This is a genomic window from Pseudomonas sp. FDAARGOS_761 (assembly GCF_013343155.1).
GTDB classification, from domain to species: domain Bacteria; phylum Pseudomonadota; class Gammaproteobacteria; order Pseudomonadales; family Pseudomonadaceae; genus Pseudomonas; species Pseudomonas aeruginosa.
The window spans coordinates 88,517-115,242 of sequence record NZ_CP054572.1; the positions used below are offsets into that span (position 1 = coordinate 88,517).

Below are 26,726 nucleotides of genomic sequence, written 5' to 3' on the forward strand. Positions count from 1 at the left end.
CCAAGGCTGAAGGTGGATTCCGCCGGCCAACGATGCCGAGGGAACGCGGGTAACAGTGTGGACAACTCTACGCAGCCACCTGTTCGCCGCAATTGACCGCGCTGACCGGGATAACGGCAGGGCGGCCAATGCGACGCGACCGGCTAAGGTTAGCCTGTGCGCCACTGACCGCTCAGTTAACGGGTCGAGCCTCGGCTCGGCGTAAACGATTCCAGCAAGGAGTTCTTCCATGACCCAGCTGCGCCGGGTCGCCATTGTCGGCGGCAACCGTATTCCCTTCGCCCGCTCGAACACCGTGTACGCCACGGCGAGCAACCAGGAGATGCTCACTTCCGCCCTGGAAGGCCTGGTGGAGCGCTACAACCTGCATGGCGAGCGTCTTGGCGAGGTGGTGGCCGGCGCCGTGCTGAAGCATTCGCGCGACTTCAACCTGACCCGCGAATGCGTGCTCGGTTCGCGCCTGGCCCCGGAAACCCCGGCCTACGATATCCAGCAGGCCTGCGGTACCGGCCTGGAGGCGGCGATCCTGGTGGCCAACAAGATCGCCCTCGGGCAGATCGACAGCGGCATCGCCGGCGGCGTCGACACCACTTCCGACGCGCCGATCGGGGTCAACGAGGGGCTGCGCAAGATTCTCCTCGAGGCCAACCGTGGCAAGAGCAACCTGGACAAGCTCAAGAGCCTGTTGAAGATCCGCCCGCGCCACGTGGTCCCGGCCATCCCGCGCAACGGCGAGCCGCGCACCGGGCTGTCGATGGGGGAGTCCTGCGAACTGATGGCGCAGACCTGGCAGATTCCCCGCGACGAGCAGGACAGGCTGGCCTTCGAGAGCCACCACAAGCTGGCCGCGGCCTATGAGGAGGGCTGGCAGAACGACCTGATGACGCCGTTCCGCGGCCTGACCCGCGACCAGAACCTGCGCCCGGATATCGACCTGGAGAAGATCGGCACCCTCAAGCCGGTGTTCGAGCGCGGCTCGCGCGGCACCCTCACGGCGGCCAACTCGACGCCGCTGACCGACGGCGCCTCGGTGGTACTGCTGGCCAGCGAGGAGTGGGCGAAGGCGCGCGGCCTGCCGATCCTGGCCTACTTCAAGGACGGCGAGGCGGCGGCGGTGAACTTCGTCGATCGCCAGGAGGGCCTGCTGATGGCGCCGGTCTACGCGGTGCCGCGGCTGCTGGCACGCAACGGCCTGAGCCTGCAGGACTTCGACTACTACGAGATCCACGAGGCCTTCGCCGCCCAGGTGCTCTGCACCCTGAAGGCCTGGGAAGACCCCGAGTACTGCAAGACCCGTCTCGGCCTCGACCAGCCGCTGGGCTCCATCGACCGCAGCAAGCTCAACGTCAAGGGCAGCTCGCTGGCCGCCGGCCACCCGTTCGCCGCCACGGGAGGACGGATCGTCGCCAACCTGGCCAAGCTGCTCTCGGTGGCGGAGCAGGGACGCGGGCTGATTTCCATCTGCGCCGCCGGTGGGCAGGGTGTGACCGCGATCATCGAGCGGTAATCCAATAGGGCGAGCGGCCTTGTCGCTCGACGATGTAAGCAACTCCGTGACTTGGGCGGTGCCGTGCGAACGGGACCGCCTTTTTTTTGCCGGTGCCCTACGGTTCGGGTTCGTGGCGGCGATGAAGGGACGGATCCCGACGCCTGCCGGATAACCCCGGCGCAGGGCTCACGCCGCACATCCGCCATTGCCGTCCTGCCCCCGCAGGCTTGCCGGCTGGCGGTCGGCGAAGGGGGTGGAGAGGATCATCGAGGTCTTGCTGATGCCGAACTTCATCAGCCGGTCGATCAGGTCCTGCAGCTCCGGCATCGAAGCCACGGCGGCCTTCATCAGCACGCAGGCGTCGCCGGTGATCCGGTGGCAGAGGGTCAGTTGGGGGATCCGGGCCAGTTCGTCGAGCACCGACTGGCAATCCTTCTCGGTGATCCGCAGTTCGATCACGCACTCGATGGGCAGGCCGAGCTTGGCCAGGTTCACCGAGGCGTGGTAGCCGGTAATCACCCCTTCGGCCTCCAGCTTGGCCACCCGGTCGGCCACCGCCGGGGGCGACAGGTTGATGCGCCGGGCCAGTTCGGCGAAGGTCAGGCGGCCGTTGTCGATCAGGGCGGCGAGGAGCGCACGGTCGTATTTGTCCATGATGGGTCCCGGTTGTCGAATCGACGGAAAGCATGGCCGATTTCCATGGAAAGAAAAGTGTTACGTCCCGATAACCAGCGGCTGTGCCTTAACCGGCGGGTGGCGACCTCATAAAATGAAGTCTTTCTCCCGCCTGCCCTGTCGAGTGCTTTCCATGCCTGCCCGTCGCATTCCGCTGTTGCTTTTCGGTGCGTTCTTCGCCCTGTACTTCATCTGGGGCTCCACTTACCTGGCGATCCGCTTCGGCGTCGAGTCCTGGCCACCGATGCTGATGGCCGGGGTGCGCTTCGTCATCGCCGGCGGCCTGATGTTCGCCTGGTTGCGCTGGCGCGGCGCGCCGTTGCCGACCTGGCGCGAGTGGCGCGGCGCGGGGATCGTCGGAATCCTCCTGCTCAGTTGCGGCAACGGCGGGGTGACGGTGGCCGAGCACTGGGGCGTGTCTTCCGGGGTGGCGGCCCTCGCGGTGGCTACGGTGCCGCTGTTCACCCTGCTGTTCAGCCAGTTGTTCGGCCAGCGCAACACCACCCTGGAATGGGGCGGCATCGTGCTCGGGCTGTTCGGCATCGTCCTGCTCAACCTCGGTTCGAACCTCCAGGCCAGCCCTGCCGGCGCCGGCTTGATCCTGTTCGCCGCCGCGTCCTGGGCCTTCGGCTCGGTGTGGAGCCGGCGCCTGTCGCTGCCGGCCGGACCGATGGCCAGCGCCGCGGAAATGCTGGTCGGCGGCGCGGTGCTGCTGGTCGGCAGTCTGGCCAGCGGCGAGCGCCTGGAGCATTGGCCGAGCACCAGCGGCTGGCTGGCGCTGGTGTACCTGATCCTGTTCGGCTCGATCATCGCCTTCAGCGCGTACCAGTACCTGCTGCGCAACGTGCGGCCGGCGGCGGCCACCAGCTATGCCTACGTCAATCCGGCGGTGGCGGTGTTGCTCGGTACCCTGTTCGCCGGCGAGCGGATCGGCGGTATCGAGGGGCTGGCGATGCTGGTGATCATCAGCGCCGTGGTGCTCATCGGCCTGCCCCAGTGGCGCGCCAGCCGCGCCGCCGCCTGAATGCCTTAAGCGATCCCTAAGGCGGGCTGCGCCATGCTGCGGCGCAGCGCCCGGATGGGCCGGGCTGACGGGGGTACGAAGATGAAAGCGCTGGTCATCGGTGTGGTCCTGGTGTTCCTTGGCGGTTGCGCCAGTCACGTGAGCCCCGGCGGCAAGGCCATCGAGTCGCCGATCAAGGAGTATTTCGGCCAGGACCCCATCGAGCGCCGGGCCTTCGGCGAGAGCGAGAACGGCGCCGAGGCCGAGGATTCGCCACTGCGTTTCCGCCTGACGCCCTGAACGGTCGCACCGGGCGCCTGACCGGGCGTGCAGAAGTCGTCTCCAGCGTCTTCAATACGGAGTGACGGTCGCCGCCAGGCGGCCCCGTAGCGAAGGCCGGAGGGGCGATGGAGAGCATGCTGGACAGGCCCGAGCAGGAACTCGTGCTGGTGGTGGACGACACCCCGGACAACCTGCTGCTGATGCGCGAGCTGCTCGAGGAGCAGTACCGCGTGCGCACCGCCGGCAGCGGCCCGGCCGGGCTGCGGGCGGCCGTCGAAGAGCCGCGCCCGGACCTGATCCTGCTCGACGTGAACATGCCGGGCATGGACGGCTACGAGGTCTGCCGACGGCTCAAGGCCGATCCGCTGACCCGCGACATCCCGTTGATGTTTCTCACTGCCCGCGCCGATCGCGACGACGAGCAACAGGGCCTGGCCCTGGGCGCGGTGGATTACCTGGGCAAGCCGGTGAGCCCGCCGATCGTCCTGGCGCGGGTGCGCACCCACCTGCAACTGAAGGCCAATGCCGATTTCCTGCGCGACAAGAGCGAATACCTGGAACTCGAAGTGCGCCGTCGCACGCGCCAGCTGCAACAGTTGCAGGACGCCGTCATCGAAGCCCTGGCGACCCTTGGCGATCTTCGCGACAACCCGCGCAGCCGCCATCTTCCGCGTATCGAGCGCTATGTCAGGCTGCTCGCCGAGCACCTGGCGGCGCAGCGGGCGTTCGCCGACGAGCTGACTCCGGAGGCTGTCGACCTGCTGAGCAAGTCGGCGCTGTTGCATGACATCGGCAAGGTCGCGGTGCCCGACCGGGTCCTGCTCAACCCCGGGCAACTGGACGCCGCCGACACCGCCCTGCTACAGGGCCATACCCGCGCCGGGCGCGACGCCCTGGCCAGCGCCGAGCGGCGGCTCGGCCAGCCTTCCGGGTTCCTCCGCTTCGCCCGGCAGATCGCCTACAGCCATCACGAACGCTGGGATGGCCGGGGCTTTCCGGAGGGCCTGGCGGGCGAGCGGATTCCCCTGGCGGCGCGGATCGTCGCCCTGGCCGACCGCTACGATGAACTGACCAGCCGGCACGCCTACCGGCCGCCGCTGGCGCACGCCGAGGCGGTGCTGCTGATCCAGGCCGGCGCCGGCAGTGAATTCGACCCACGGCTGGTGGAGGCCTTCGTCGCCGTGGCCGACGCTTTCGCCGAGGTTGCCCAGCGCTACGCCGACAGCGCCGAGGCGCTGGACGTGGAGATGCAGCGGCTGGAACAGGCGGTGGCGGAAAGCATCGAACTCACCGCGCCACCAGCCTAGTACGCCGATCGGTGCGCAGTCCGGCGGAAAGCCGGCGCGTCCGGCTGTGCTCGGCACGGCGTTTGCCGTATAACGTCAGACCCTTTGCCTTCCACATTGGCCCCGAGGAACCGCGTAGCACCGATGAAGACACCCAGACGCCTGGAACCGTTGATCGAAGACGGTCTGATCGACGAGGTCGTGCGCCCGCTGATGAGCGGCAAGGAAGCCTCGGTCTATGTGGTGCGTTGCGGCGACAGCCTGCGTTGCGCCAAGGTCTACAAGGAGGCCAACAAGCGCAGCTTCCGCCAGGCCGCCGAGTACCAGGAGGGCCGCAAGGTCCGCAACAGCCGCCAGGCGCGGGCCATGGCCAAGGGCTCGAAGTATGGCCGCCGCGAACAGGAGGAAGCCTGGCAGAATGCCGAAGTGGCGGCCCTGTTCCGTCTCGCCGGGGCTGGTGTGCGGGTGCCGAAGCCCTATGATTTCCTCGATGGCGTGTTGCTGATGGAACTGGTGGCGGACGCCGACGGCGATGCTGCGCCGCGTCTCAACGACGTGACGCTGGAGCCCGACGAGGCACGGCGCCACCACGCTTTCCTGATCCGCCAGATCGTCGCCATGCTCTGCGCCGGCCTGGTGCACGGCGACCTCTCCGAGTTCAACGTCCTGCTCGGTCCGGATGGCCCGGTGATCATCGACTTGCCGCAGGCGGTCGACGCGGCCGGCAACAACCATGCGTTCAGCATGCTCGAACGCGACGTCGGCAACATGGCCGCCTACTTCGGCCGCTTCGCCCCGGAACTCAGGCAGACCCGCTATGCCAAGGAAATGTGGGCGCTCTACGAAGCCGGCGAGCTGACAGCGGAAACCCCGCTCAGCGGCACCTTCGTCGAAGCCGAAGAGGCCGCCGACGTGCGCGCGGTGCTCCGCGAGATCGAGGCCGCGCAGCGCGAGGAGGCGCGTCGCCAGGCGCTGCGCCAGGCCGACGACGCGCCGCGTGGCGAGCGCGAGGAACCGCCGCCGCCCTGGTTGCAGTGAGCGGCTGGCGGATGTTTTTTCCCGCCAACTGTATCGCGACCCTTGCGCACGCAACTGCTAGCGTGGCCTGAAGTTTTCCGGAGGCCGCCATGCCTGTTGCACATATCCTGCTCGCCCTGCTGGTGACCCTGATCTGGGGTCTGAACTTCGTCGTTATCAAGGTCGGCCTCGGCGACTTCCCGCCGCTGCTGTTCTGCGCCCTGCGCTTCGCCCTGGCGGCGCTGCCGCTGTTGGTCCTGCGCGGGCCGATGCCGGCGCCGTTCGGACGCATCCTGCTGATCGGCGTGCTCCTCGGAGTGGTCAAGTTCGGCCTGCTGTTCGTCGGCATGGCCCAGGGCATGCCGGCCGGGCTGTCGTCGCTGGTGCTGCAGAGCCAGGTATTCTTCACCATCCTCATCGCCGCCCTGTGGCTGGGCGAGCGGCCGTCGCCGCGCGGGTTGTTCGGCCTCCTGCTGGCGGCGGCGGGGCTGGTCCTGATCGGCCTGGAGCGGCCGCTGGGAGACAGCCTGCTGGCATTCCTGCTGGTGGTCGCCGCGGCGCTGGCCTGGTCCTTCGCCAACATCGCCACCAAGCGTTCCGGGGCCACCGACATGCTGCGCCTGATCTGCTGGGTCAGCCTGGTCCCGCCTTTGCCGCTGCTGGCGCTTTCCTATCTATTCGAAGGTCCGCACGCCATCGAGCGCGCAGTGCTGAACATGAGCTGGGGCGGCTTCGGCGCGCTGCTCTACATCGCCTTCGGCGCGACCACGGTGGGCTTCGCCATCTGGAGTTTCCTCCTGCGCCACTACCCGGCCAGCCTGGTGACGCCGTTCGCCCTGGCGGTGCCGGTGTCGGGCATGCTCGCCGGCTGGCTGCTGCTCGGCGAACGCCTCGACCTGGACAGCCTGCTGGCCTGCGCGCTGGTGTTCGTCGGGCTGGCCATCACCCTGTTGCCGGCCAGCCTGCTGCGACGCTTCGCCTGGCCGGTGCGGCGGGTGGGATGAAAACGGCGGAAGACATCCTCGCGCTGATCGCCGCCGATTCCTCGCGCCTGCATCTGCTCCGCGTGCTGCGCGAGGTCGGCCCGGAGGGCGCCTGGATCGGCGCCGGCTTCGTGCGCAACGCGGTATGGGACCATCTGCATGGCTACGGCGAAGCCACGCCGCTGGCGGACATCGACGTACTTCATTTCGCCCCGCGGGCCCTCGACCCGCAGGCCGACGCCGACTTCGAGGCCGCGTTGCGCCGTCGCTGCGAGGCGCCCTGGTCGGTGAAGAACCAGGCGCGCATGCACCTGCGCAACGGCGACCGGCCCTACCGGGATTGCGCCGATGCGCTGTGCCACTGGGCGGAAACGTGCACGGCGGTGGCGCTGCGACTCGTCGGCGAACGCCTGGAGCTACTGGCGCCGCTGGGCGTCGACGACCTGCTGGCGCTGAAGGTGCGGCCCACCGCGCATTTCGCCGGCAAGCCGGAGGTCTACCGGCGGCGCCTGCGGGAGAAGAACTGGACGGCGCGCTGGCCGCTGCTGGATATCAGTGGCAGCAGCCAGACGCCAGATCCTTGAGGATCGGGCAGTCGGGGCGGTGGTCGCCCTGGCAGTGCTCGACCAGGTCCTGCAGGGTGTCGCGCAGGGTGCTGAGTTCCTCGATCTTGCGGTTCAGCTCGCGCACGTGCTGCGCCGCCAGGGCCTTGACGTCGGCACTGGCGCGCTGGCGATCCTGCCAGAGGGTGAGCAGCTTGCCGACTTCGTCGAGGGAGAAACCGAGGTCCCGCGAACGGCGGATGAACGCCAGGGTATGCAGGTCGTTCTCGTTGTAGTGGCGGTAGCCGCTGGCGCTGCGTCCGGCCGGGCGGAGCAACTCGATGGACTCGTAGTAACGGATCATCTTCGGCGTCAGTCCGCTTTTCTTCGCCGCTTCACCGATATTCATCCGGGTCTCCTGGGAGGTTGCGAAGCCGCTAGCCTATCCCTTTCCCGGCCAATGCGCAGGCTATCAGATATGTGACCGCCCGCTGTCCGGACCTCTGGCCGGCGGCCGCGTCGCGTCCGGCTGGGTCTTCGGCAGGAACACCTGTACTTCCAGCCCTTTGCCCTCCAGTCCCTTGCCCAGGCCGATACTGCCGAAGTGCAGTTCGACGATGCGCTTGACGATCGGCAGGCCCAGGCCGCTGCCCTCGCCGCTGCTGGTGGCGGGGCTGCGGTAGAAGCGGGTGAAGATCGCCTGCTGCTCTTCCAGGGCGACCCCGGGGCCGTTGTCGCGCACCCGCAGCACGGCGTGCTGGGCGCGATTCTCGACGCGGATCTCGACCTGGCCCCCAGCCGGTGTGTAGCGCAGGGCGTTGCCCACCAGGTTGCCGACCATCGCCTTCAGCCACAGGTCGATGCCCATCACGTGCACGGCCTCCTGGTGCAACGACAGCTCGATGTCCTTGTCGATGGCCTGGCGCGCCAGTTCGGAGAGTACGTCTTCGGCCAGGGTGGCGAGGTTGACCGGGTGGAATTGCTCCAGCAGGGCGTCGCCGTCGAGGCGGGCGAGAAGCAGGATCTGCTCCATCAAGGTGCTGATCCGCTCGACGCTGCGACTGACTTGCAGCAGGCCGCGGGCGTGGGCCTTGGGGTCTTCCGAACGCAGCGCGACCTGGGCATGGGTGCGCAGGCTGGCCAGCGGCGTGCGGATCTCATGGGCGGCGTCGCTGGTCAGTCGGCGTTCGGCCTCGAGGGCGGTGCGCAGGCGCTCCAGCAGGAGGTTGAGTTCGTCGATGAGGCCGCGGATCTCCAGCGGCACCGCCTCCACCGCGATCGGCTGCAGGTGTCGCGCGGAGCGCTGCTGGACCTCGGCCTGCACTTCGCGTAGCGGCGCCAGGCCGCGGGCAACGCCGAACCAGACCAGGCCGCCGAGCAACGGCAGCGCCAGCAGCAGCGGGAACAGCGAGTAGAACAGCAGCAGGTTCATGGTGTGCTGGCGGTAGATCAGGTTTTCGCTGATCCAGATCTGGAAGCCGTCGATATTCAGCTGGAGCACCCGCCAGTGGGTGCCCTGGGCTTCCACGGTGCTGAAGCCGGGGCCCTGGGCCGTGATCTCCGGCGGCAGGTTGAGGCTCGACAGCAGCGGCTGGCCGTCGCGCCACAGGGCGTAGCCGAGGGCGCTTTCGCGGCGCAGCAGGGGCAGGCCCTGGATCGCCTCGCGGCTGCGTTCGATGATCTCGGTGATCGAGCCGTCCTCGCTGGCCTGGTCTTCGGTGGCAAGGTCGAGCAGGCGCAGGGCGGCTTCGCCGAAGTCCACCATGTCGTCGTCGAACAGGCGGTTCACCTGCTTCAGCGAGAGGTGGTAGGTCAGCGCCGCCACGCTCAGCCAGCACAGCACGAAGCCGACCAGCAGGTTGATCAGCAGGCGCCGGCGGACGGAGGGGACGGCGGTACGCGGCATCGGAGGACTCCGGTAGGCGGTTTTCAGGGCGCCGGCTGGTCGATGCCGTAGCCGATGCCGCGGACGGTGCGGATCAACTGGTTGCCGAGCTTGCGCCGCAGGTGATGGACATGGACCTCGATGGCGTTGCTCTCGACGTCGCCGCTCCAGCCGTAGAGGCTCTGCTCCAGTTGGTTGCGCGAGAGCACCTTGCCGCTGTTCTCCAGCAGCAGGCGCAGCAGCGCGTATTCGCGCGGCGCCAGTTCCACCGCCTGGCCGGACAGGGTCACCTGGTGGGTCGCCGGGTCCAGGCGCAGCTCGCCGTGCACCAGTTGCGGCAGGGCGCGACCGGTGGTGCGGCGGGTCAGGGCGCGCACCCGTGCCTGCAGTTCGTCGAGATCGAAGGGCTTGGTCAGGTAGTCGTCGGCACCGCTGTCGAGCCCGGCGACCCGGTCGGCCACCTTGTCCCGCGCGGTGAGCAGCAGCACCGGGGTGAGCAGGCCCTGGTGACGCAGGTTGCGCAGGATGTCCAGGCCGCTGCGGCGCGGCAGGCCGATGTCGAGCACCAGCAGGTCGAACTCGTCGGTGACCAGCGCGTTCTCCGCGGCCACGCCGTCGGTCACCCATTCCACGGTATCGCCTTCCAGGCGCAGCCCGGCGCGGATGCCGTCGCCGAGCAGCAGGTCGTCCTCGGCCAGCAGTATTCTCATGGCAGCCTCGTTTCAGTGATTCCACAATTCCCACAGGCTCAGGCCGGCCTCCAGCAGGAGGATGGCGACGATCAGCCATTCGACCCGCAGTTCGCCCCGGAAGTAACGGTATTCACCGAGGCGGTCGGCGGCCAGTTCGTAGAGGTCCTGCAGCACTTCGATGCGGTCGTCCAGGGTCGCCAGGCGATCGTGCACTTCGGCCTGCATGGCCAGTTCGTTGTAGAGCCGGCGCACCGCGCCGTTCAGTTGCAGCGGCGGCTTCTCCAGGTGCGACTCCAGGCGGACATAGGCCATGCGCCAGAGTGTAGTGCGTCGTACCTGCCGGTTCACATGTTCCTGGCGCCGCAGGGCGGCACGGCGCGGTAGCTGGGTCAGTTCGACATCGGCCTGGGCCGGCTCCCAGGCCGCCGCGGTGTCGTCTTCCAGGCGCCGCAGGTGACCTTCGTGCCAGGCGAAGACGGCCAGGCCTTCGAGCAGCTCCCGGCAGCGTTCGGGATTGCCGATGACCAGCGCGCGGCCGGGGCGCCACAGCACTCGCTCGCCGAACGAGGGTGCTTCCAGGGTCGGCTGGCGCTCGTCCTCGCCGGCGGCCATCCAGGCTTCCAGGCGCTGGCGCCAGGCGTGCCCGGTCTGTAGCCCGGCGTTGGCGAAGATCACCAGCAGCTCGTCGTCGACGGCGGTCTCCGGCAGTTCCGCGTCTTCGCTCAGCTCGATACGTTGTGCCAGGACTGCCAGCACCGGCTGCGGATCGCGCAGGGTGGCCAGCAGCGGCAGGCCGCCGCTGTCCGCGGCGGAGCGGAAGCGTACCCGGTGCAGCAGGCAGGGCGCGCCGTTGACGGCCAGCGGTACGCTGGCCAGGGGAGCGGCGGACATCTTCAGGTCCTCGCCAGGGCCGGCAATTGTGCCGGGCCGAACTCGATCTCCTCGATATCCGGCGGTGCGACGAAGGGTACGCCGTCTTCCAGTACCGGTCCCGGCTGGGCGAGCAGGAAGCGGGTTTCCCGGTCCATCACGAAGCAGGCCTTGAGGTAGTCGCCGTCGAGGTGGTCGAGCCACAGCGGGCCGAGCTTGCGTTCGATGCGTCGGTCGATGTCCTCGGCCTGCCAGTGGTTCGCGTCGAGCCAGTCGGAAGCCAGCAGGAAGCCCCAGGAGGAGAGGAACGAGGGCACCGTGGCGCGGTAGCTGTGGACCTGGGAGAAGACACTGCGCAGGGTACGGGCGAGGGCCGCGTGGGGCTTGTCGTCGCTGTGGGAGAACTCCAGGCCCTGCACCGCGATCACCCCGCCCGGACGCAGCCGCGAGTGCAGCAGTTCGTAGAACTGGCGGGTATAGAGGGCCTGGGCCGGGCCGTTGTCGAGCATGTCGACGACGTCGATGATGACCACGTCATAGAGCGACGGGTCGCGCTCGAGATAGGCCCGGCCGTCCTCGGCGAGCAGTTCGCAGCGCGGGTCGTCGAAGGCGCCCTGGTGCCACTGGAACAGGTGCTCACGGCACAGTTCCACCAGCTCCCGGTCGAGATCGACCATCACCGCCCGCCGCACGCTGGCATGGGACAGCACCTCGCGCAGGGTGGCGCCTTCGCCGCCGCCGATGATCAGTACGTCGCGCGGCTCGTCGTGGGCGAGCATGGCCGGCTGCACCAGCAGCTCGTGGTACAGCGACTCATCGCTCTCGGCGCTCTGGATCGCGCCGTCGAGCATCAACACGCGGTCGTAGTTGTAGGTGTCGGCGATCAGCACGTTCTGCCAGCGCGTGCGGCCCTGGTAGAGCACCCGGCGCAGGCGGTAGACGTACTGGTCGAAGGGGTCGCTGTCCTCGATCGCGGTGATTGCGCCGTCGCCTTCCAGCAGCGGGTCCGGCGGATAGAAATAGAAGTGGTTCGGCGGCAGCGGCGGCAGCCCGGCGGCGACCTCCGCCGGCACCAGGCCGGTGAGGTCGACGGCGTAACGGGCCTGGCTCAGGTCGGGAGCCAGCGGGGCGCGTTCGATCGGCGTATCCATCAGGCCACCCCCGTGCCCTGGCCCAGCGCCCAGCGCAGGGTCGGGCTGTCTTCGTCGACCGGGCCATTGCCGGCCAGGCTGCGGCTGAGCAGCCCCAGGCGATGGCCGCCGAGGCCGCGGTCCATGCTCGAGATCAGGTGCCGACGGCTGCCCAGGCGTTCGCTGAGCACGCGCACGGCCTGGGCGCCATCGAGCACGTCGCCGCAGGTGAACACGTCGACCGCGGCATAGCCGTACTCCGGCCAGGTATGGATCGCCAGGTGCGATTCGGCGATCACCACCACGCCGGAGATGCCGATCGGGCTGAACTTGTGGAACGCCGAGGTGATGATGGTGGCGTTGGCCTGGCGGGCGGCCTCGAGCATGCTTTCCTCGATCCACTGGATATCGTCGAAGCGCTGGTCGACGCAGTCGAACAGCTCGATGACCAGTTGCTTGCCGAGCACGGTGATCGGATCGAGTCGCAACGGTTGAATTGCCATGAAGGCCTCCTGCTTCCGTTTCGGCGAGGGATGTCCTCGCGGTGGAAGGCACGATAGGCGCGGCTGACTTAAGAGGTGCTTAACGACGGATTTTTTGCCCGCCCCGGCGCGGGCCGACGACGCCGGAGCACCCATTTCGCCTGACGTAGGGCGAATAGCGCCAGCGGCGCTATTCGCCGCTTCTGCGGAGCATGGCCCGGCGGATAACCGCGAGGCGGTTATTCGCCCTACCGAGGCGCGCCCTTCGCCTGCGTCACCCGGTCCACCAGGTAGACCACCCCGCGGTAGTCGATCCCGCCGTGCTCGCTGAGGCCGATCTCGCAGGTACGGCTGGTGGACACGCCTTCCTCGCAGAACTGCACGGCATCCTTCAGGCTGCGCAGGGAGTGAGCGTTCAGTTCCGGCGTGGTGAAGCCCTTGTCGCCGGCGAAGCCGCAGCAGTGAATGCCTTCCGGGATCACCACCTCGCGGGTGCAGCGGCCGACGAGGTCGATCAGCGCCTGGCTCTCGCCGAGGTGCTGGGTGCTGCAGGTGACGTGCACCGCTACCGGTTTGTCCTGCGGGATGAACTCCAGGCGATCGAGCAGGTGACTGCGGATGAATTTCACCGGGTCGTGGATCTGCAGCCGCGGATCGTCCAGACCCTGGACCAGGCGCAGGGTGCAGGGGCTGGTGTCGCAGTAGATCGGGTCGAGGCCGCCGCGGCTGGCCTGGAGCAGGGCGGCGAGCAGCTCGTCGCGCTTGTCGTCGGCCTGCTTCGCATACCCCTTGGACGCGAACGGCTGGCCGCAGCAGAGGTTGTCCAGGTTATCCGGGAACACCACCTGGTAGCCGGCCTTTTCCAGCAGACGGCGGGTCTTGTCCAGCAGCGGCTCGCGCTCTTCGTCGCCGAAGGCCGGGCCCATGGCGCGCGAGACGCAGGCGGCGAGATAGACCACCCTCGGTCGCCCGTCGTCGAGCGGGGCGGGCGGCGGCGCCAGGCGTACCGGCTGCGGCAGCGCCGGCGTCCATTGCGGCACGCGGCCGCCGCTGGCCTGGCTGAGGCCGCGGCTGGCGCTGGCCAGCAGGGGCGCGCCAAACAGGCGCCGGGCAGCGTCGGTAGCGAGCAGGGCGAAGCGCGCAGCGCGCATGGCGCCGGCAAAGTTGCGCGCCAGCCAGGTGGCGCCTTCGGCGTGGCGGGCGTCGGCGCCGCGCAGCTTGCGGATCAGCTCGCCGGTGTTGATGTTCACAGGACAGCGCTGGGCGCATAGGCCGGTGGCGGCGCAGGTGTCGATGCCCTGGTAGCGGTAGTCGCGCTCCAGCGCCGTGGTGTCGACGCCGGCGCGCTTCTTCGCCTGGATGTCGCGCCACAGGACGATGCGCTGGCGTGGCGTGAGGGTCAGTCCGCGCGACGGGCAGACCGGTTCGCAGAAACCGCACTCGATGCACTTGTCGACGATCTCGTCGGCGGCCGGCAGCGGCTTGAGGTTCTTCAGGTGGCTCTGCGGGTCGTCGCTGAGGACCACACCCGGGTTGAGGATGCCGCGCGGGTCGAGCAGGCGCTTGAGCTGCCACATCAAGCGATAGGCGTCCTCGCCCCACTCCAGTTCGACGAACGGCGCCATGTTGCGCCCGGTGCCATGCTCGGCCTTCAGCGAGCCGCCGTACTCCACCGCCACCAGGTGCGCCACGTCGTCCATGAACGCCGAGTAGCGGGCGATCTGCTCGGGCGAGTCGAAGCCCTGGGTGAAGACGAAGTGCAGGTTGCCTTCCAGCGCGTGGCCGAAGAGGATCGCCTCATCGTAGCGGTGCTTGTCGAACAGCTCGATCAGGCGGTTGACTCCCTCGGCCAGTCGTTCGACGGGGAAGGTGACGTCCTCGATGATCACCGTGGTGCCGGTCTCGCGCACCGCGCCGACAGCCGGGAAGGTGTCCTTGCGGATGCGCCAGAGCTGGTTGTAGACCGCCGGGTCTTCGCTGAAGTCGACCTGCTTCTCCAGCGGATATTCGGCGATGGAGGCCATGATCCGCCCGAGCTGTTCGTGCAGCAGCGTGCGGCTCGCCGCGCGGGACTCGATGAGCAGGGCGCAGGCACCGGCGGAAAGGCTCTTCACCCATTCCGGCATGCCCTGCATGTTCTCCACCGAGCGCAGGCTGCGCCGATCGAGCAGTTCCACCGCCGAGACCGGCTGGCGCTTGAGCACCGCGACCGCCGTGCAGCAGGTTTCCACCGTGGGGAAAACCAGCAGCGCCGAGGCCTTGTGCGGGTGTTCCGGGACGGTGTCGTAGGTCACCGCGCTGATGAAGCCGAGGGTGCCCTCGGAGCCGACCATCAGGTGGGTGAGGATGTCCAGCGGCTCGTCGTAGTCGACCAGCGCGTTCAGCGACAGGCCGGTGGTGTTCTTCAGCCGGTACTTGTGGCGGATCTTCGCGGCCAGTTCGGCGTTGGCGCGGGTCTCGCGGCCGAGTTCGGCGAGCCGTTCCAGCAGCTCGCCGTGGCTGGCGCGGAAGGCCGCGACGCTGGCCGGGTCCTCGCTGTCCAGGCGGGTGCCGTCGGCCAGCAGCAGGCGCAGGCCGGCAAGGGTGTGGTAGCTGTTCTGCGCGGTGCCGCAGCACATGCCGCTGGCGTTGTTGGCGACGATGCCGCCGATCTTGCAGGCGTTGATCGAGGCCGGGTCGGGACCGATCTTGCGGCCGAACGGCGCCAGCCAGGCGTTCGCCTGGGCGCCGATGACACCCGGCTGCAGGCGGATCTGCGCGCCGTCGGCGCGGATTTCCCGGCCGTTCCAGTTGTCGCCGAGGACGAGCAGCACCGAGTCGCTGATGGCCTGGCCGGAGAGGCTGGTGCCGGCGGCGCGGAAGGTCACCGGGACCTGCTCGCGGTAGGCGACGGATAGGATCGCGGCGACCTCGTCCTCGCTTTCGACGCGCAGCACCAGCTTGGGAATCAACCGGTAGAAACTGGCGTCGGTGCCGAAGGCCAGGGTCGACAGGGGGTCGTCGAAGCGGCGTTCGCGCGGTATCAGCCGCTCGACGGTCTCGAGAAAGGGAATCGGCAGGCTCATCGGCTTTCCTCGGCCCTGGGACGACGGTCACGCCCCGGGCGTTTTCAGGCTTTTCTGGCGGGCGTCTCAGGCGCCCAGTTCGCGGACCAGCGAGTCGGCGCTGATCTCGCCGATCGACTTGGCCCCGGTGAGGACCATGGCCACGCGCATTTCCTTTTCGATCAGTTCGAGCAGGTTGCGCACCCCGGCCTCGCCGGCGGCGGCCAGGGCGTAGACGAAGGCGCGGCCGAGCAGCACGCTGTCGGCGCCGAGGGCGATCATCCGCACCACGTCGAGACCGGTGCGGATGCCGGAGTCGGCAAGGATCGCCAGTTCGCCCTTCACCGCGTCGGCGATCGCCGGCAGCGCGCGGGCGCTGGACAGCACGCCATCGAGCTGGCGGCCGCCGTGGTTGGAGACGACGATGCCGTCGGCGCCGAACTTCACCGCATCCCTGGCATCCTCGGGGTCGAGGATGCCCTTGATCACCATCGGGCCGTCCCAGAACTCGCGGATCCACTCCAGGTCCTTCCAGGAAATCGACGGGTCGAAGTTGGCGCCCAGCCAGCCGATGTAGTCCTCCAGTCCGGTCGGGTTGCCGCGGTAGGCGGAAATGTTGCCGAGGTCGTGGGGCTTGCCCAGCAGGCCGACGTCCCAGGCCCAGGCCGGGTGGGTCATGGCTTGCAGGATGCGGCGCGGCGCGGCGTAGGGGCCGCTCATGCCGGAATGGGCGTCGCGGTAGCGGGCGCCGGGGACCGGCATGTCGACGGTGAACACCAGGGTGGTGACGCCGGCGGCCTTGGCCCGCTCCAGGGCGTTGCGCATGAAGCCGCGGTCCTTCAGCACGTAGAGCTGGAACCACATCGGCCGGTCGATGGCCGGGGCGACCTCCTCGATCGGGCACACCGATACCGTCGACAGGGTGAAGGGCACGCCCTTCGCCGCCGCCGCGCGCGCCGCCTGGACTTCACCGCGGCGGGCGTACATGCCGGTGAGACCGACCGGGGCGAGCGCCACCGGCATCGCCAGGGTCTCGTCGAACAGGCGGGTTTCCAGGCTCAGCTCGGACATGTTCTTCAGCACCCGCTGACGCAGGGCGATGGCCGACAGATCCTCGACGTTGCGACGCAAGGTGTACTCGGCGTAGGCGCCGCCGTCGATGTAGTGGAAGAGGAACGGCGGCAGCTTGCGTTGGGCGGCGGCGCGGTAGTCGGTGGAAGCGGAAATGATCATTGGGCTCTTCCGTTGTGTCGAAAGGTTTTGCATCGAGCGCAGTGGAGCGGGACACGGCGGAAATGGCCAAGGGAGCCGGGCCTACGATCGTAGGCGAGTCTCCCCCGGGCCATTTCCTGCGCAGTATCGACGACGCGCGGCCGATCAGGGCGCGGTCAGTGCACCAGCATGCCGGTGAATAGGTATGCCTGGGCCAGGGTGATCAGTCCGACCAGCGCGGCGAAGATCAGGCTGTGCTTCAGGGTGAAGCGGAACAGGTCGGATTCCTTGCCGACCATCCCGGTCGCGGCACAGGCCACGGCGATGGATTGCGGGGAGATCATCTTGCCGGTCACGCCGCCGCTGGTATTGGCGGCCACCAGCAGGGTGTCGCTGACTCCGATCTGGTGCGCGGTGGTCGACTGCAGGGAGCTGAACAGGGCGTTGGAGGACGTATCCGAACCGGTCAGGAATACCCCCAGCCAGCCGAGGAACGGCGAGAAGAACGGGAACGCCGCGCCGGTACCGGCCAGGACCAGGGCCAGGGTGGTGGACATGCCCGAGTAGTTGGTGACGAAGGCGAAGGCCAGGACCATGCCGATGGACAGGATCGGCCACTTCAGCTCCACCAGGACTTCCTTGAAAGTGGTAATACCAATTTTCGCTCCGATGCGCAGGATGAACATCGATACCAGCGCCGAGAGGAAGATCGCCGTGCCGGTGGCGGAGATCGGGTCGAACTTGAATACCGCGGCGATCGGCGTGGCGCTGGTGGCGATCGGCGCGCCCTTGACCACCAGTTGGTCCAGGTGCGGGATGGCGAAGTTGAACACCAGCCAGTAGAGCTCGCCGCCCGGGGCGAAGAGGGCCTTGAAAGGTTTCAGGGTCCAGATGGTCACCAGTACGGTGAGCACCAGGAACGGCGACCAGGCCTTGAGGATCTCGCCGAAGCTGTAGGCGGACGGTTCGACGCTGCGTTGCCCGCCGTAGCCGCCACCGGCCACGGCCGCGCCGCCGCTGGCGGCGAGCGCTTCGCTGGCGCCCTGCGGCTGCCAGACCTTGAGGAACAGGGTCAGGGAGACCAGGCTGACCAGTGCCGAGGTGATGTCCGGCAACTCCGGGCCGATGAAGTTGGACGTCAGGTACTGAGTGATGGCGAAGCTGCCGCCGGCGACGATGGCGGCCGGCCAGGTTTCGCGGATGCCGCGCCAGCCGTCCATCATGAACACCAGCCAGAACGGTACCAGGATCGACAGGAACGGCAGTTGGCGGCCGGTCATGGCGCCGATCTTGAAGGCGTCGATACCGGTCACCTGGCCGGCGACGATGATCGGGATGCCCAGTGCGCCGAAGGCCACCGGCGCAGTGTTGGCGATCAGGCACAGGCCGGCGGCGTAGAGCGGATTGAAGCCGAGGCCGACGAGCAGGGCGGCGGTGATCGCCACCGGCGCGCCGAAACCGGCGGCGCCTTCGAGGAAGGCCCCGAAGGAGAAGCCGATCAGCAGTACCTGCAGGCGCTGGTCGCCGGTAATCGACAGCACCGAGCTGCGGATCACCTCGAACTGGCCGCTCTTCACCGTCAGTTTGTAGAGGAAGACCGCGGCGACGATGATCCAGGCGATCGGCCAGAGACCGTAGAGGAAGCCGTAGCCGGCGGCGGCGAAGGCCATGTCGGCGGGCATGTGGAAGGCGAAGATGGCCACCGCGATGGCCAGCGCCAGGGTGATGCTGCCGGCGATGTGGCCCTTGAGGCGGAATACCGCCAGGGCGAGGAAGAAGAACACGATCGGGATGACGGCCGCGGCGGCCGACAGGCCGAGACTGCCAAGGGGGGTATAGAGTTGTTGCCAGGCTTGCATGGGGGTTGGCTCCCTAATTGTTGTTGGGTTTGCCTGTGACCAGATCGGACACGCGCCAAGACCTGTGTGTGCAAGGGCGCTGGGCAGCCGAACCTGGCAAAGCTCGCATAATTGGTAAGACCAATTTACAAAAGCGAGCGCTCAGGTTAAGAGTCGAGCGTTCGGCGTGTCAATTTGCCCGTCTACGACTTTTGTCTAAGGATGCTCGTGCGGGGCTCGTGGCGGCTCGCTTGTGGTGCGGGGAGCGGCTCGGTACGCTTCCTCTCTTTTTCGCGCTGGGCGCATGGCAGAGGCTTTGCGACGAAACTTCGGGTAAGGGTGTCGGGATATGGAATTTGGTCAGGTCAGGCAGCGCCGTCTGTCGGATGACATCGTTGCGCAACTGGAGGCGATGATCCTGGAGGGCACGCTGAAGTCCGGCGAGCGGCTGCCCGCCGAGCGCGTGCTTGCCGAGCAGTTCGGGGTTTCCCGGCCGTCGCTGCGCGAGGCGATCCAGAAACTGGTGGCGAAGGGGCTGCTGGTCAGCCGCCAGGGTGGCGGCAACTATGTGACCGAATCGCTGGGCGCGACTTTCAGCGATCCGCTGCTGCACCTGCTGGAGGGCAACCCGGAGGCCCAGCGCGACCTGCTGGAGTTTCGCCACACGCTGGAAGGGTCATGTGCCTACTACGCGGCGCTGCGTGCGACCTCCCTCGATCACCAGCGCCTGACCGAGGCGTTCGAGGCGCTCCAGGCCTGCTATGCGCGCAACGACCAGGTCAGTGCGGAAGAGGGCGCCGCCGACGCGCGCTTCCACCTGGCGATCGCCGAGGCCAGCCACAACACCGTGCTGCTGCACACCATCAAGGGCCTGTTCGACTTGCTGCGGCGCAACGTGGTGACCAATATCGGCGGGATGTACGCGCAGCGCACGGAAACCCGCGCGCAACTGATGGAGCAGCACCAGCGCCTATACGACGCGATCATCAGCGGTCAGGCGGAGCTGGCCCGGGAGGTGTCCAACCAGCACATCCACTATGTGCAGGAGGTCCTGGCGGAGGTCCAGGAAGAGGCGCGCAGGATGAAGCGCTCGCAGCGCCGGCGCAGCGTGCAGGAAGACTAGCGAGGCGCGGGCAGGGAGGCGCTCAGTCGTCCTTGCCGTGGCGCATGGCGCGTTGGATCTCCCGATCGGAGTCGCGCTCCTTCTCGGTGTGGCGCTTGTCGAAGTCCTTCTTGCCCTTGGCCAGGGCGATCTCGCACTTGACCAGGTGCTTCTTCCAGTACATCGACAGGGCGACGCAGGCGTAGCCCTTCTGTTGCACGGCGCCGAACAGCTTGCCCAGTTCGCGCTTGTGCAGCAGCAGCTTGCGCGTGCGCACCGGGTCGGCGATCACGTGCGTGCTGGCGGTGGTCAGGGGCGTGATGTGGCTGCCGAGCAGCCAGGCCTCGCCATCCTTGAGCAGCACGTAGCTGTCGACCAGTTGGGCCTTGCCGGCGCGCAGGCTTTTCACTTCCCAGCCCGCCAGGGCGACGCCCGCCTCGAAGCGTTGTTCGATGAAATAGTCGTGCAGAGCCTTCTTGTTCTGCGCGATGGTCCCCGAAGGGTGTTTCTTCTGCTTAGCCATAGGCGGCGCATTATAGGGAGTCGCCGGCTTCACCGCTATGGGGCGGCGTCGCGCTTGAGGGATAGAGGTGAATTTCGGACAATGCCCACTCTTTTCCTGGCCGCTGGCCAAGGTTTTGTAAGAAAAGTCTTCAAGTGGCGTCAGGCTGTGCTGAGCGTTTTTCTGCCGAACCCTGGCCCCGGTCGGCGGGCGCAGCGCGCCGCCGTGGCGGATGCCGCCGTCCCGCCGGCTATGCTTGGGGAGTCGCCCGCTCGACAGCAGAAGTGAGAGTTCTATGAGCACCCATATCCAGCGTTCGGCGCTGTTGCCTTATCCCGCCCGTGCGCTGTTCGATCTGGTGAACGACGTGAAGCGCTATCCGGAGTTCCTGCCCTGGTGTTCGGCCAGCCAGGTCCTGGAGGAGAGCGAAAGCCTGATGCGCGCCGAGCTGACCGTGGCCAAGGGTAGCCTCAGCCAGCGCTTCACCACCCGCAACGTGCTGGTGCCGGGAGCTTCCATCGAGATGAACCTGGAAAACGGACCGTTCACCGAACTGCATGGCGTCTGGCAGTTCAAGGCGCTGGGCGAGAAGGCCTGCAAGATCACTCTCGACCTGACCTTCGATTACGCCGGGCCGCTGGTCAAGGCGACCCTCGGGCCGCTGTTCACCCAGGCTGCCAACACCATGGTCGACGCGTTCTGCCAGCGCGCCAAGCAACTCTATGGCTGAGATCGCCGTCGAGGTGGTCTACGCGCTGCCGGAGCGACAGGCGTTACTGCGCCTGAGCGTGCCGGCAGGTACCAGCGCACGCGAGGCCGTGCTGCTCTCCGGCATCGCCGAGGCGTTTCCAGGGCTGGATGTGCAAGGTTGTCCGCTGGGTATCTTCGGCAAGCTCCTGGCTCGCCCGGAGGAGCGGGTGCTGGAGGCCGGCGAACGGGTGGAGATCTACCGCCCGCTGATCGCCGATCCCAAGGAGGTGCGCAAGCAGCGTGCCGCACGGGCCCGGAGCGAGCGCGAAGGCGGTTAGCCGCGGGGTTCCCTGCGGAAATGAAAAAGCCCGGCGAATGCCGGGCTTTTTCGTGGAACGCCAGCCGTCATTGCGGGCTGGGGTCCAAAGGTTCGGGGGTCGGAACCGGTACCGGCTGGGCTTCGTCCACTTCGCGCTGGAGTTGTTCCAGGGTGGAGCCCGGTTTCGGCGGCTCTTCTTTCTGCTCTTCCGGTTTCTGCTGGTCGGCCGGCTGGGTGACGGTGGTGCTGCCTTCCTTGCCGAGGATCGCTTCGTCGCGGCTGACGCCGGGCATGAAGTCGCCGTTCAGGCCGGCCAGTTGGTCGCTGTCGTTGAAGAACAGGCTGACGCGCTCCTGCTGGCGACGACCGCCGCCCGGCTGGATGCTGTAGAGGTAGTCCCAACGATTGGCGTGGAAGGTATCGACGATCAGCGGGTTGCCCATGATAAACCGCACTTGGCGTCGGGTCATTCCGGGACGCAACTGGTCTATCATGTCCTGCGTTACGACGTTGCCTTGCTGGATGTCGATTTTATAGACGCCAGGAAACGAGCAACCGGCGAGTGCGGCAAGCCCCGCGAAAGCGAGACAGGTCAGCATGAGCTTGGCGTTTTGCATCGGTGAGCGACTTCCACTATCTTGGCTGGGCAAATAAAAGCCCGATCATACCCGTATTCCGGGATACTGCGAAACATCCCGCGCTGAGAAAGCAGACATGGTTGAAAATAGCGAACTTCGAAAAGCCGGCCTTAAAGTGACCCTGCCGCGGGTCAAGATCCTGCAGATGCTCGACTCGGCCGAGCAACGCCACATGAGTGCCGAAGACGTGTACAAGGCGCTGATGGAAGCAGGCGAGGACGTGGGCCTGGCAACCGTCTATCGGGTGCTGACCCAGTTCGAGGCCGCCGGCCTGGTGGTGCGTCACAACTTCGATGGCGGCCATGCCGTGTTCGAGCTCGCCGATAGCGGCCACCACGACCACATGGTCTGCGTCGATACCGGCGAGGTGATCGAGTTCATGGATGCGGAAATCGAGAAGCGCCAGAAGGAAATCGTCCGCGAGCGCGGCTTCGAGCTGGTCGATCACAATCTGGTGCTCTACGTGCGCAAGAAGAAGTAGTCGCGCAACGGTTCCATGCGAAAACGGCGACCCTGGGGTCGCCGTTTTCATTTTCCATTGAAGGAACGTTCAGTTCTGGGCGGCCAGGTTGACCAGTTTCTTCGCGTGGGCCAGGGATTCCTTGGTCAGGTCGACGCCGCCGAGCATGCGGGCGATCTCCTCGATCCGCTGGGCCTTGTTCAGGGTGGCGACCACCGTGCGGGTTTCGCTGCTGCCGCGTTCCTTGTGCACGAACAGGTGCTGGTGGCCCTGGGCGGCGACCTGCGGCAAGTGGGTCACGGTGAGGACCTGGCCGCGTTCGCCGAGGCGACGCAGCAACTGTCCGACCACTTCGGCGGTGGGGCCTCCGATGCCGACGTCGACTTCGTCGAAGACCAGGGTGGGGATGCGCGAGGTCTGTGCCGTGATCACCTGGATCGCCAGGCTGATCCGCGACAGTTCGCCGCCCGAGGCGACCTTGGCCAGCCCTTTCAACGGCTGCCCGGGGTTGGCGCTGACCAGGAACTCCACGCTTTCCAGTCCGTTGGCCTGCGGCTCGGCGCTGTCGCCGGGATGCAGGACGATGGCGAAGCGCCCTCCGGGCATGCCCAGGCGCTGCATCTCCTGTTCCACGCTGGCGGCAAGAGGTGCGGCCGCGGCCTGGCGCAGGCGGCTCAGTTCGTCGGCTTTTTCCTGGTAATGCCGGGCGTAGGCGGCCAGCTCGTCGCCCAGGCGTCCGACCGCTTCGTCGTCGGCGTTCAGCGCCTCCAGTTCGTCGAACAGGCGCTGCTGCAGGTCGGCCAGTTCGGCGGGCTGGACCCGGTGCTTGCGCGCCAGGGAATAAATGACGTCCAGGCGCTCCTCGACCTGCTGCTGGCGATTGGGATCGGCATCGAAGTGGTCGACGAAGCGGTTCAGTTCGCCGATCGCCTCCTCGACCTGGATCTGCGCGCTGGACAACAGGTTGACCGCTTCGCCGAGGGCGGCGGGCTGGCCGCTGAACGAGGTCAGGCGGCTGAGGCTGGCATTGAGCGCGGAAAGGACGTTGCCGGCATCGCTCTCGCTGCACATTTCCACGACTTGGCGGCAGGCGGCGAGCAGGCTTTCGGCGTTGCTCAGGGTCTTCTGCTCCTGCTCCAGGCTTTCCAGTTCGTTTTCGCCGAGGGACAGGTTTTCCAGTTCTTCCAGCTGGTAACTGAGCAACTGGTGGCGGGCGCGCTGTTCGTCGCCGCTACGCGACAGGCGTTCGAGTTCCTGGCTGGTCTGCTTCCAGCGTTGCGCGGCGAGCTGCACCTGGCGCGCCAGCTCCTGGCAGCCGGCGTACTCGTCGAGCAGGCGCCGGTGGGTCTCGCTCTTCAGCAGCGACTGGTGCTCGTGCTGGCTATGGATGTCGATCAGCAGTTCGCCCAGGCTCTTCAGGTCGCCCAGAGGGCAGGGCGTGCCGTTGATGTAGGCACGCGAGCGACCTTCGGCAGTGATCACCCGGCGCAGGATGCACGGACCGTCCTGTTCCAGGTCGCGCTCGGCGAGCCAGTCGCGGGCCTCGGCGATGGCGCTGACGTCGAAGCTGGCGAGAATGTCGGCCTTGTCCGCTCCGGGACGTACCGCGCCGCTGTCGGCGCGGTCGCCGAGGGTAAGGCCGAGGGCGTCGAGCATGATCGACTTGCCCGCGCCGGTTTCGCCGGTGATCACGCTCATGCCGGTAGCGAGTTCGAGATCCAAGTGCTCGACGATGGCGTAGTTGTGAACGGACAGGTGAACCAGCATGGCGGGCGGCTCCGTGGGTTTTGTCTGGTTATTTATACAGTATTTTTTCCGGCTGGCAATTGCCGCTCGCCCCTTGAACCGTGGAAAGCCGTCCCCATATAGCCGGCAACGTTGCGAACTTATGCGTTCGCCTTGTATTTGCCAGCTTATTTTTGAAGGAGAGTGGCATGGCTGACGAACAGCAGACCCTGGATCAACAGACCCCCGAGCAGCCCACCGGCGCCGCCGAGGACCTGACCGCCCGCGTGCAGGAACTGGAGGAGCAGCTGGCTGCCGCCCAGGACCAGGCGCTGCGCATGGTCGCGGATCTGCAGAACGTACGCCGGCGTGCGGAGCAGGATGTCGAGAAGGCGCACAAGTTCGCGCTGGAGAAATTCGCCGGCGACCTGCTGGCGGTGGTCGACACCCTCGAGCGCGGCCTGGAGATGTCCGATCCCAATGACGAGGCGATCAAGCCGATGCGCGAAGGGATGGAACTGACCCTGAAGATGTTCGACGACACCCTGCGCCGCTACCAGGTGGAGGCGCTGAACCCGGAAGGCGAGCCTTTCAATCCCGAGCAGCACCAGGCGATGGCCATGCAGGAAAGCGCTTCGGCCGAGCCGGGCAGTGTCCTCAAGGTGTTCCAGAAAGGCTACCTGCTCAACGGCCGCCTGCTGCGTCCGGCGATGGTGGTGGTCAGCAAGGCGCCGGCGGAAACCCCGCCTTCCATCGACGAGCAGGCTTGAAATTCGACGCGACGACCCCATCTGGGTAGTCAACCGAGCACGAGACCCACGGGCGGGTCGCACGGAATCAAAGTTTCTGGAGAGTGAATATGGGCAAAATCATTGGCATCGACCTGGGTACCACCAACTCCTGCGTGGCTATCCTGGAGAACGGTAACGTCAAGGTCATCGAGAACGCCGAGGGCGCGCGTACCACCCCCTCGATCATCGCCTACACCAACGATGGCGAAACCCTGGTGGGCCAGCCGGCCAAGCGCCAGGCGGTCACCAACCCGCAGAACACCCTGTATGCGGTGAAGCGCCTGATCGGCCGTCGCTTCGAAGAGAACGTGGTACAGAAAGACATCCAGATGGTGCCGTACAGCATCGTCAAGGCCGACAACGGCGACGCCTGGGTGGAAGTGAAGGGCCAGAAGATGGCGCCTCCGCAGATTTCCGCCGAAGTGCTGAAGAAAATGAAGAAGACCGCCGAAGACTACCTCGGCGAGCCGGTCACCGAAGCGGTGATCACCGTTCCGGCCTACTTCAACGACAGCCAGCGCCAGGCCACCAAGGACGCCGGCCGCATCGCCGGCCTCGACGTCAAGCGGATCATCAACGAGCCGACCGCGGCGGCGCTGGCCTACGGCCTGGACAAGGCCAAGGGCGACCACACCGTGATCGTCTATGACCTGGGCGGCGGTACCTTCGACGTGTCGGTGATCGAGATCGCCGAAGTCGACGGCGAGCACCAGTTCGAAGTGCTGGCCACCAACGGCGACACCTTCCTCGGCGGCGAAGACTTCGACATCCGCCTGATCGACTACCTCGTCGACGAGTTCAAGAAGGAAAGCGGCATCAACCTGAAGGGCGACCCGCTGGCCATGCAGCGTCTGAAGGAAGCGGCCGAGAAAGCCAAGATCGAGCTGTCCTCGACCCAGCAGACCGACGTCAACCTGCCGTACGTGACTGCCGACGCGAGCGGTCCGAAGCACCTGAACGTCAAGGTTTCCCGCGCCAAGCTGGAGTCCCTGGTCGAAGACCTGGTGCAGCGCACCATCGAGCCGTGCCGCACCGCGCTGAAGGATGCCGGCCTGGATGTTTCCGATATCCATGAAGTGATCCTGGTCGGCGGCCAGACCCGCATGCCGCTGGTACAGAAGACCGTTGCCGAGTTCTTCGGCAAGGAAGCGCGCAAGGACGTCAACCCGGACGAAGCCGTGGCTGTCGGTGCCGCCATCCAGGGTGCGGTCCTGGCCGGCGACGTGAAGGACGTGCTGCTGCTCGACGTGACCCCGCTGACCCTCGGCATCGAGACCCTGGGCGGCGTGATGACCGGTCTGATCGAGAAGAACACCACCATCCCGACCAAGAAGTCGCAGGTGTTCTCCACCGCCGACGACAACCAGGGCGCGGTGACCATCCACGTGCTGCAGGGCGAGCGCAAGCAGGCCGCGCAGAACAAGTCGCTGGGCAAGTTCGACCTGGCCGACATTCCGCCGGCTCCGCGCGGCGTGCCGCAGATCGAGGTGACCTTCGATATCGATGCCAACGGCATCCTGCACGTCTCGGCGAAGGACAAGGCCACCGGCAAGCAGCAGTCCATCGTGATCAAGGCATCCTCCGGCCTGTCCGAGGATGAGATCCAGCAGATGGTCCGCGATGCCGAGGCGAACGCCGAGGAGGACCGCAAGTTCGAGGAACTGGCTGCCGCTCGCAACCAGGGCGACGCGCTGGTCCACGCGACCCGCAAGATGATCACCGAGGCGGGCGACAAGGCCACCGCCGAGGACAAGGCGACCATCGAGAAGGCGCTGGGCGAGCTGGAAGCGGCGGTGAAGGGCGACGACAAGGCCGAGATCGAGGCCAAGATGAACGCTCTGTCCCAGGCTTCCACCCCGCTGGCGCAGAAGATGTACGCCGAACAGGCCCAGCAGGGCGAAGACGCTCCCCAGGGCGAGCAGGCGAAAGCCGCTGACGACGTGGTGGACGCCGAGTTCGAAGAGGTCAAGGACAACAAGTAAGCCCCGGCTTGCTTCTGCCCCGCGTGCCGGCCAGGCCGGTACGCATGATCCGCCACGCGGGAGCCTGCTCCCGCGTTGGCGTGTCTG

General features: G+C 67.1%; 26 protein-coding genes. 13 read left to right on the plus strand and 13 right to left on the minus strand.

The features are described from left to right. Positions 1–229: 229 nt before the first annotated feature. Complete coding sequence (locus FOC67_RS00415) at positions 230–1,507, plus strand: acetyl-CoA C-acetyltransferase (protein WP_003095263.1); 1,278 nt, start codon at positions 230–232, stop codon at positions 1,505–1,507. Between the two features lie 168 nt (positions 1,508–1,675). On the opposite strand, the gene FOC67_RS00420 is transcribed toward FOC67_RS00415, so the two are convergent. Continuing rightward, a complete protein-coding gene (locus FOC67_RS00420) occupies positions 1,676–2,143 on the minus strand; it encodes an Lrp/AsnC family transcriptional regulator (RefSeq protein WP_003095262.1) in 468 nt (155 codons plus the stop codon). 154 nt (positions 2,144–2,297) lie between these two features. Between FOC67_RS00420 and yedA the strand changes: the two genes are divergently transcribed. The 6 genes from yedA to FOC67_RS00450 all read left to right on the plus strand — a co-directional run bounded on the left by yedA (position 2,298) and on the right by FOC67_RS00450 (position 7,319). After that, positions 2,298–3,188, plus strand: a complete 891-nt coding sequence (gene yedA / locus FOC67_RS00425) for a drug/metabolite exporter YedA (protein WP_003102245.1) — start codon at positions 2,298–2,300, stop codon at positions 3,186–3,188. Positions 3,189–3,221: 33 nt separating this feature from the next. After that, positions 3,222–3,467, plus strand: a complete 246-nt coding sequence (locus FOC67_RS00430; protein WP_003102243.1) for a hypothetical protein — start codon at positions 3,222–3,224, stop codon at positions 3,465–3,467. Between the two features lie 107 nt (positions 3,468–3,574). Further along, positions 3,575–4,756, plus strand: coding sequence for a cyclic di-GMP phosphodiesterase (locus FOC67_RS00435; protein WP_009314272.1), 1,182 nt, complete (start codon positions 3,575–3,577; stop codon positions 4,754–4,756). A 123-nt stretch (positions 4,757–4,879) separates the two neighbouring features. Beyond that, a complete protein-coding gene (locus tag FOC67_RS00440) occupies positions 4,880–5,773 on the plus strand; it encodes a PA4780 family RIO1-like protein kinase (protein ID WP_003095255.1) in 894 nt (297 codons plus the stop codon). 89 nt (positions 5,774–5,862) lie between these two features. After that, positions 5,863–6,756, plus strand: coding sequence for an EamA family transporter (locus tag FOC67_RS00445; RefSeq protein WP_003135252.1), 894 nt, complete (start codon positions 5,863–5,865; stop codon positions 6,754–6,756). Beyond that, on the plus strand, positions 6,753–7,319 hold the full coding sequence (locus tag FOC67_RS00450) for a nucleotidyltransferase family protein (RefSeq protein WP_003111297.1): 567 nt from the start codon (positions 6,753–6,755) through the stop codon (positions 7,317–7,319). The genes FOC67_RS00445 and FOC67_RS00450 overlap by 4 nt, the downstream gene beginning before the upstream one ends. Here the strand turns inward: FOC67_RS00450 and cueR are convergent. The 9 genes from cueR to FOC67_RS00495 all read right to left on the minus strand — a co-directional run bounded on the left by cueR (position 7,288) and on the right by FOC67_RS00495 (position 18,451). Further along, on the minus strand, positions 7,288–7,686 hold the full coding sequence (gene cueR, locus FOC67_RS00455; RefSeq protein ID WP_003095248.1) for a Cu(I)-responsive transcriptional regulator: 399 nt from the start codon (positions 7,684–7,686) through the stop codon (positions 7,288–7,290). The genes FOC67_RS00450 and cueR overlap by 32 nt on opposite strands. A gap of 63 nt (positions 7,687–7,749) precedes the next feature. Beyond that, positions 7,750–9,183: a two-component system sensor histidine kinase PmrB gene (pmrB, locus tag FOC67_RS00460; RefSeq protein ID WP_009314266.1), complete on the minus strand. Its 1,434-nt coding sequence runs from the start codon at positions 9,181–9,183 to the stop codon at positions 7,750–7,752. Positions 9,184–9,206: 23 nt separating this feature from the next. Beyond that, on the minus strand, positions 9,207–9,872 hold the full coding sequence (gene pmrA / locus FOC67_RS00465) for a two-component system response regulator PrmA (protein WP_003102236.1): 666 nt from the start codon (positions 9,870–9,872) through the stop codon (positions 9,207–9,209). A 12-nt stretch (positions 9,873–9,884) separates the two neighbouring features. After that, the gene (locus FOC67_RS00470; protein ID WP_009314262.1) at positions 9,885–10,745 is read right to left on the minus strand and encodes a hypothetical protein; all 861 of its coding nucleotides are present in this window, start codon (positions 10,743–10,745) and stop codon (positions 9,885–9,887) included. A gap of 2 nt (positions 10,746–10,747) precedes the next feature. Continuing rightward, the gene (locus tag FOC67_RS00475) at positions 10,748–11,875 is read right to left on the minus strand and encodes a fused MFS/spermidine synthase (RefSeq protein ID WP_009314260.1); all 1,128 of its coding nucleotides are present in this window, start codon (positions 11,873–11,875) and stop codon (positions 10,748–10,750) included. Further along, positions 11,875–12,357, minus strand: a complete 483-nt coding sequence (gene speD, locus FOC67_RS00480; RefSeq protein WP_003095236.1) for an adenosylmethionine decarboxylase — start codon at positions 12,355–12,357, stop codon at positions 11,875–11,877. Before speD ends, FOC67_RS00475 begins: the two co-directional genes overlap by 1 nt. A 227-nt stretch (positions 12,358–12,584) precedes the next feature. Continuing rightward, positions 12,585–15,401 (minus strand): FAD-binding and (Fe-S)-binding domain-containing protein, encoded by a 2,817-nt coding sequence (locus tag FOC67_RS00485; RefSeq protein ID WP_023098139.1) that lies wholly within the window; start codon positions 15,399–15,401, stop codon positions 12,585–12,587. Positions 15,402–15,467: 66 nt separating this feature from the next. Then, the gene (gene lldD / locus FOC67_RS00490; protein ID WP_003100494.1) at positions 15,468–16,613 is read right to left on the minus strand and encodes an FMN-dependent L-lactate dehydrogenase LldD; all 1,146 of its coding nucleotides are present in this window, start codon (positions 16,611–16,613) and stop codon (positions 15,468–15,470) included. A gap of 155 nt (positions 16,614–16,768) precedes the next feature. After that, positions 16,769–18,451, minus strand: a complete 1,683-nt coding sequence (locus FOC67_RS00495; RefSeq protein ID WP_003100495.1) for a lactate permease LctP family transporter — start codon at positions 18,449–18,451, stop codon at positions 16,769–16,771. Positions 18,452–18,779: 328 nt separating this feature from the next. Here FOC67_RS00495 and FOC67_RS00500 point away from each other — a divergent pair, with 328 nt between their 5' ends. Further along, the gene (locus FOC67_RS00500; RefSeq protein WP_003095221.1) at positions 18,780–19,553 is read left to right on the plus strand and encodes an FCD domain-containing protein; all 774 of its coding nucleotides are present in this window, start codon (positions 18,780–18,782) and stop codon (positions 19,551–19,553) included. A gap of 22 nt (positions 19,554–19,575) precedes the next feature. Here the strand turns inward: FOC67_RS00500 and smpB are convergent, their stop codons facing one another. Continuing rightward, positions 19,576–20,055: an SsrA-binding protein SmpB gene (gene smpB / locus FOC67_RS00505; RefSeq protein WP_003100496.1), complete on the minus strand. Its 480-nt coding sequence runs from the start codon at positions 20,053–20,055 to the stop codon at positions 19,576–19,578. A gap of 274 nt (positions 20,056–20,329) precedes the next feature. On the opposite strand from smpB, the gene FOC67_RS00510 reads away from it, so the two are divergent. Together FOC67_RS00510 and FOC67_RS00515 are read left to right on the plus strand one after the other, a co-directional pair. Further along, complete coding sequence (locus FOC67_RS00510; protein ID WP_003100497.1) at positions 20,330–20,764, plus strand: type II toxin-antitoxin system RatA family toxin; 435 nt, start codon at positions 20,330–20,332, stop codon at positions 20,762–20,764. Beyond that, entirely contained in the window at positions 20,757–21,062 is a 306-nt protein-coding gene (locus FOC67_RS00515) for an RnfH family protein (protein WP_003095218.1), read from the plus strand. The genes FOC67_RS00510 and FOC67_RS00515 overlap by 8 nt, the downstream gene beginning before the upstream one ends. 67 nt (positions 21,063–21,129) lie before the next feature. On the opposite strand, the gene FOC67_RS00520 is transcribed toward FOC67_RS00515, so the two are convergent. Next, entirely contained in the window at positions 21,130–21,660 is a 531-nt protein-coding gene (locus FOC67_RS00520) for an outer membrane protein assembly factor BamE (RefSeq protein WP_003109323.1), read from the minus strand. A 97-nt stretch (positions 21,661–21,757) separates the two neighbouring features. Between FOC67_RS00520 and fur the strand changes: the two genes are divergently transcribed. Further along, complete coding sequence (gene fur, locus FOC67_RS00525) at positions 21,758–22,162, plus strand: ferric iron uptake transcriptional regulator (protein WP_003095216.1); 405 nt, start codon at positions 21,758–21,760, stop codon at positions 22,160–22,162. A 69-nt stretch (positions 22,163–22,231) separates the two neighbouring features. On the opposite strand, the gene recN is transcribed toward fur, so the two are convergent. Beyond that, entirely contained in the window at positions 22,232–23,908 is a 1,677-nt protein-coding gene (recN, locus tag FOC67_RS00530; protein WP_009314250.1) for a DNA repair protein RecN, read from the minus strand. Between the two features lie 167 nt (positions 23,909–24,075). Here recN and grpE point away from each other — a divergent pair, with 167 nt between their 5' ends. Next, complete coding sequence (grpE, locus tag FOC67_RS00535; protein ID WP_003095213.1) at positions 24,076–24,636, plus strand: nucleotide exchange factor GrpE; 561 nt, start codon at positions 24,076–24,078, stop codon at positions 24,634–24,636. A gap of 89 nt (positions 24,637–24,725) precedes the next feature. After that, complete coding sequence (gene dnaK / locus FOC67_RS00540; RefSeq protein WP_003095212.1) at positions 24,726–26,639, plus strand: molecular chaperone DnaK; 1,914 nt, start codon at positions 24,726–24,728, stop codon at positions 26,637–26,639. The last annotated feature ends 87 nt before the right edge of the window (positions 26,640–26,726 follow it).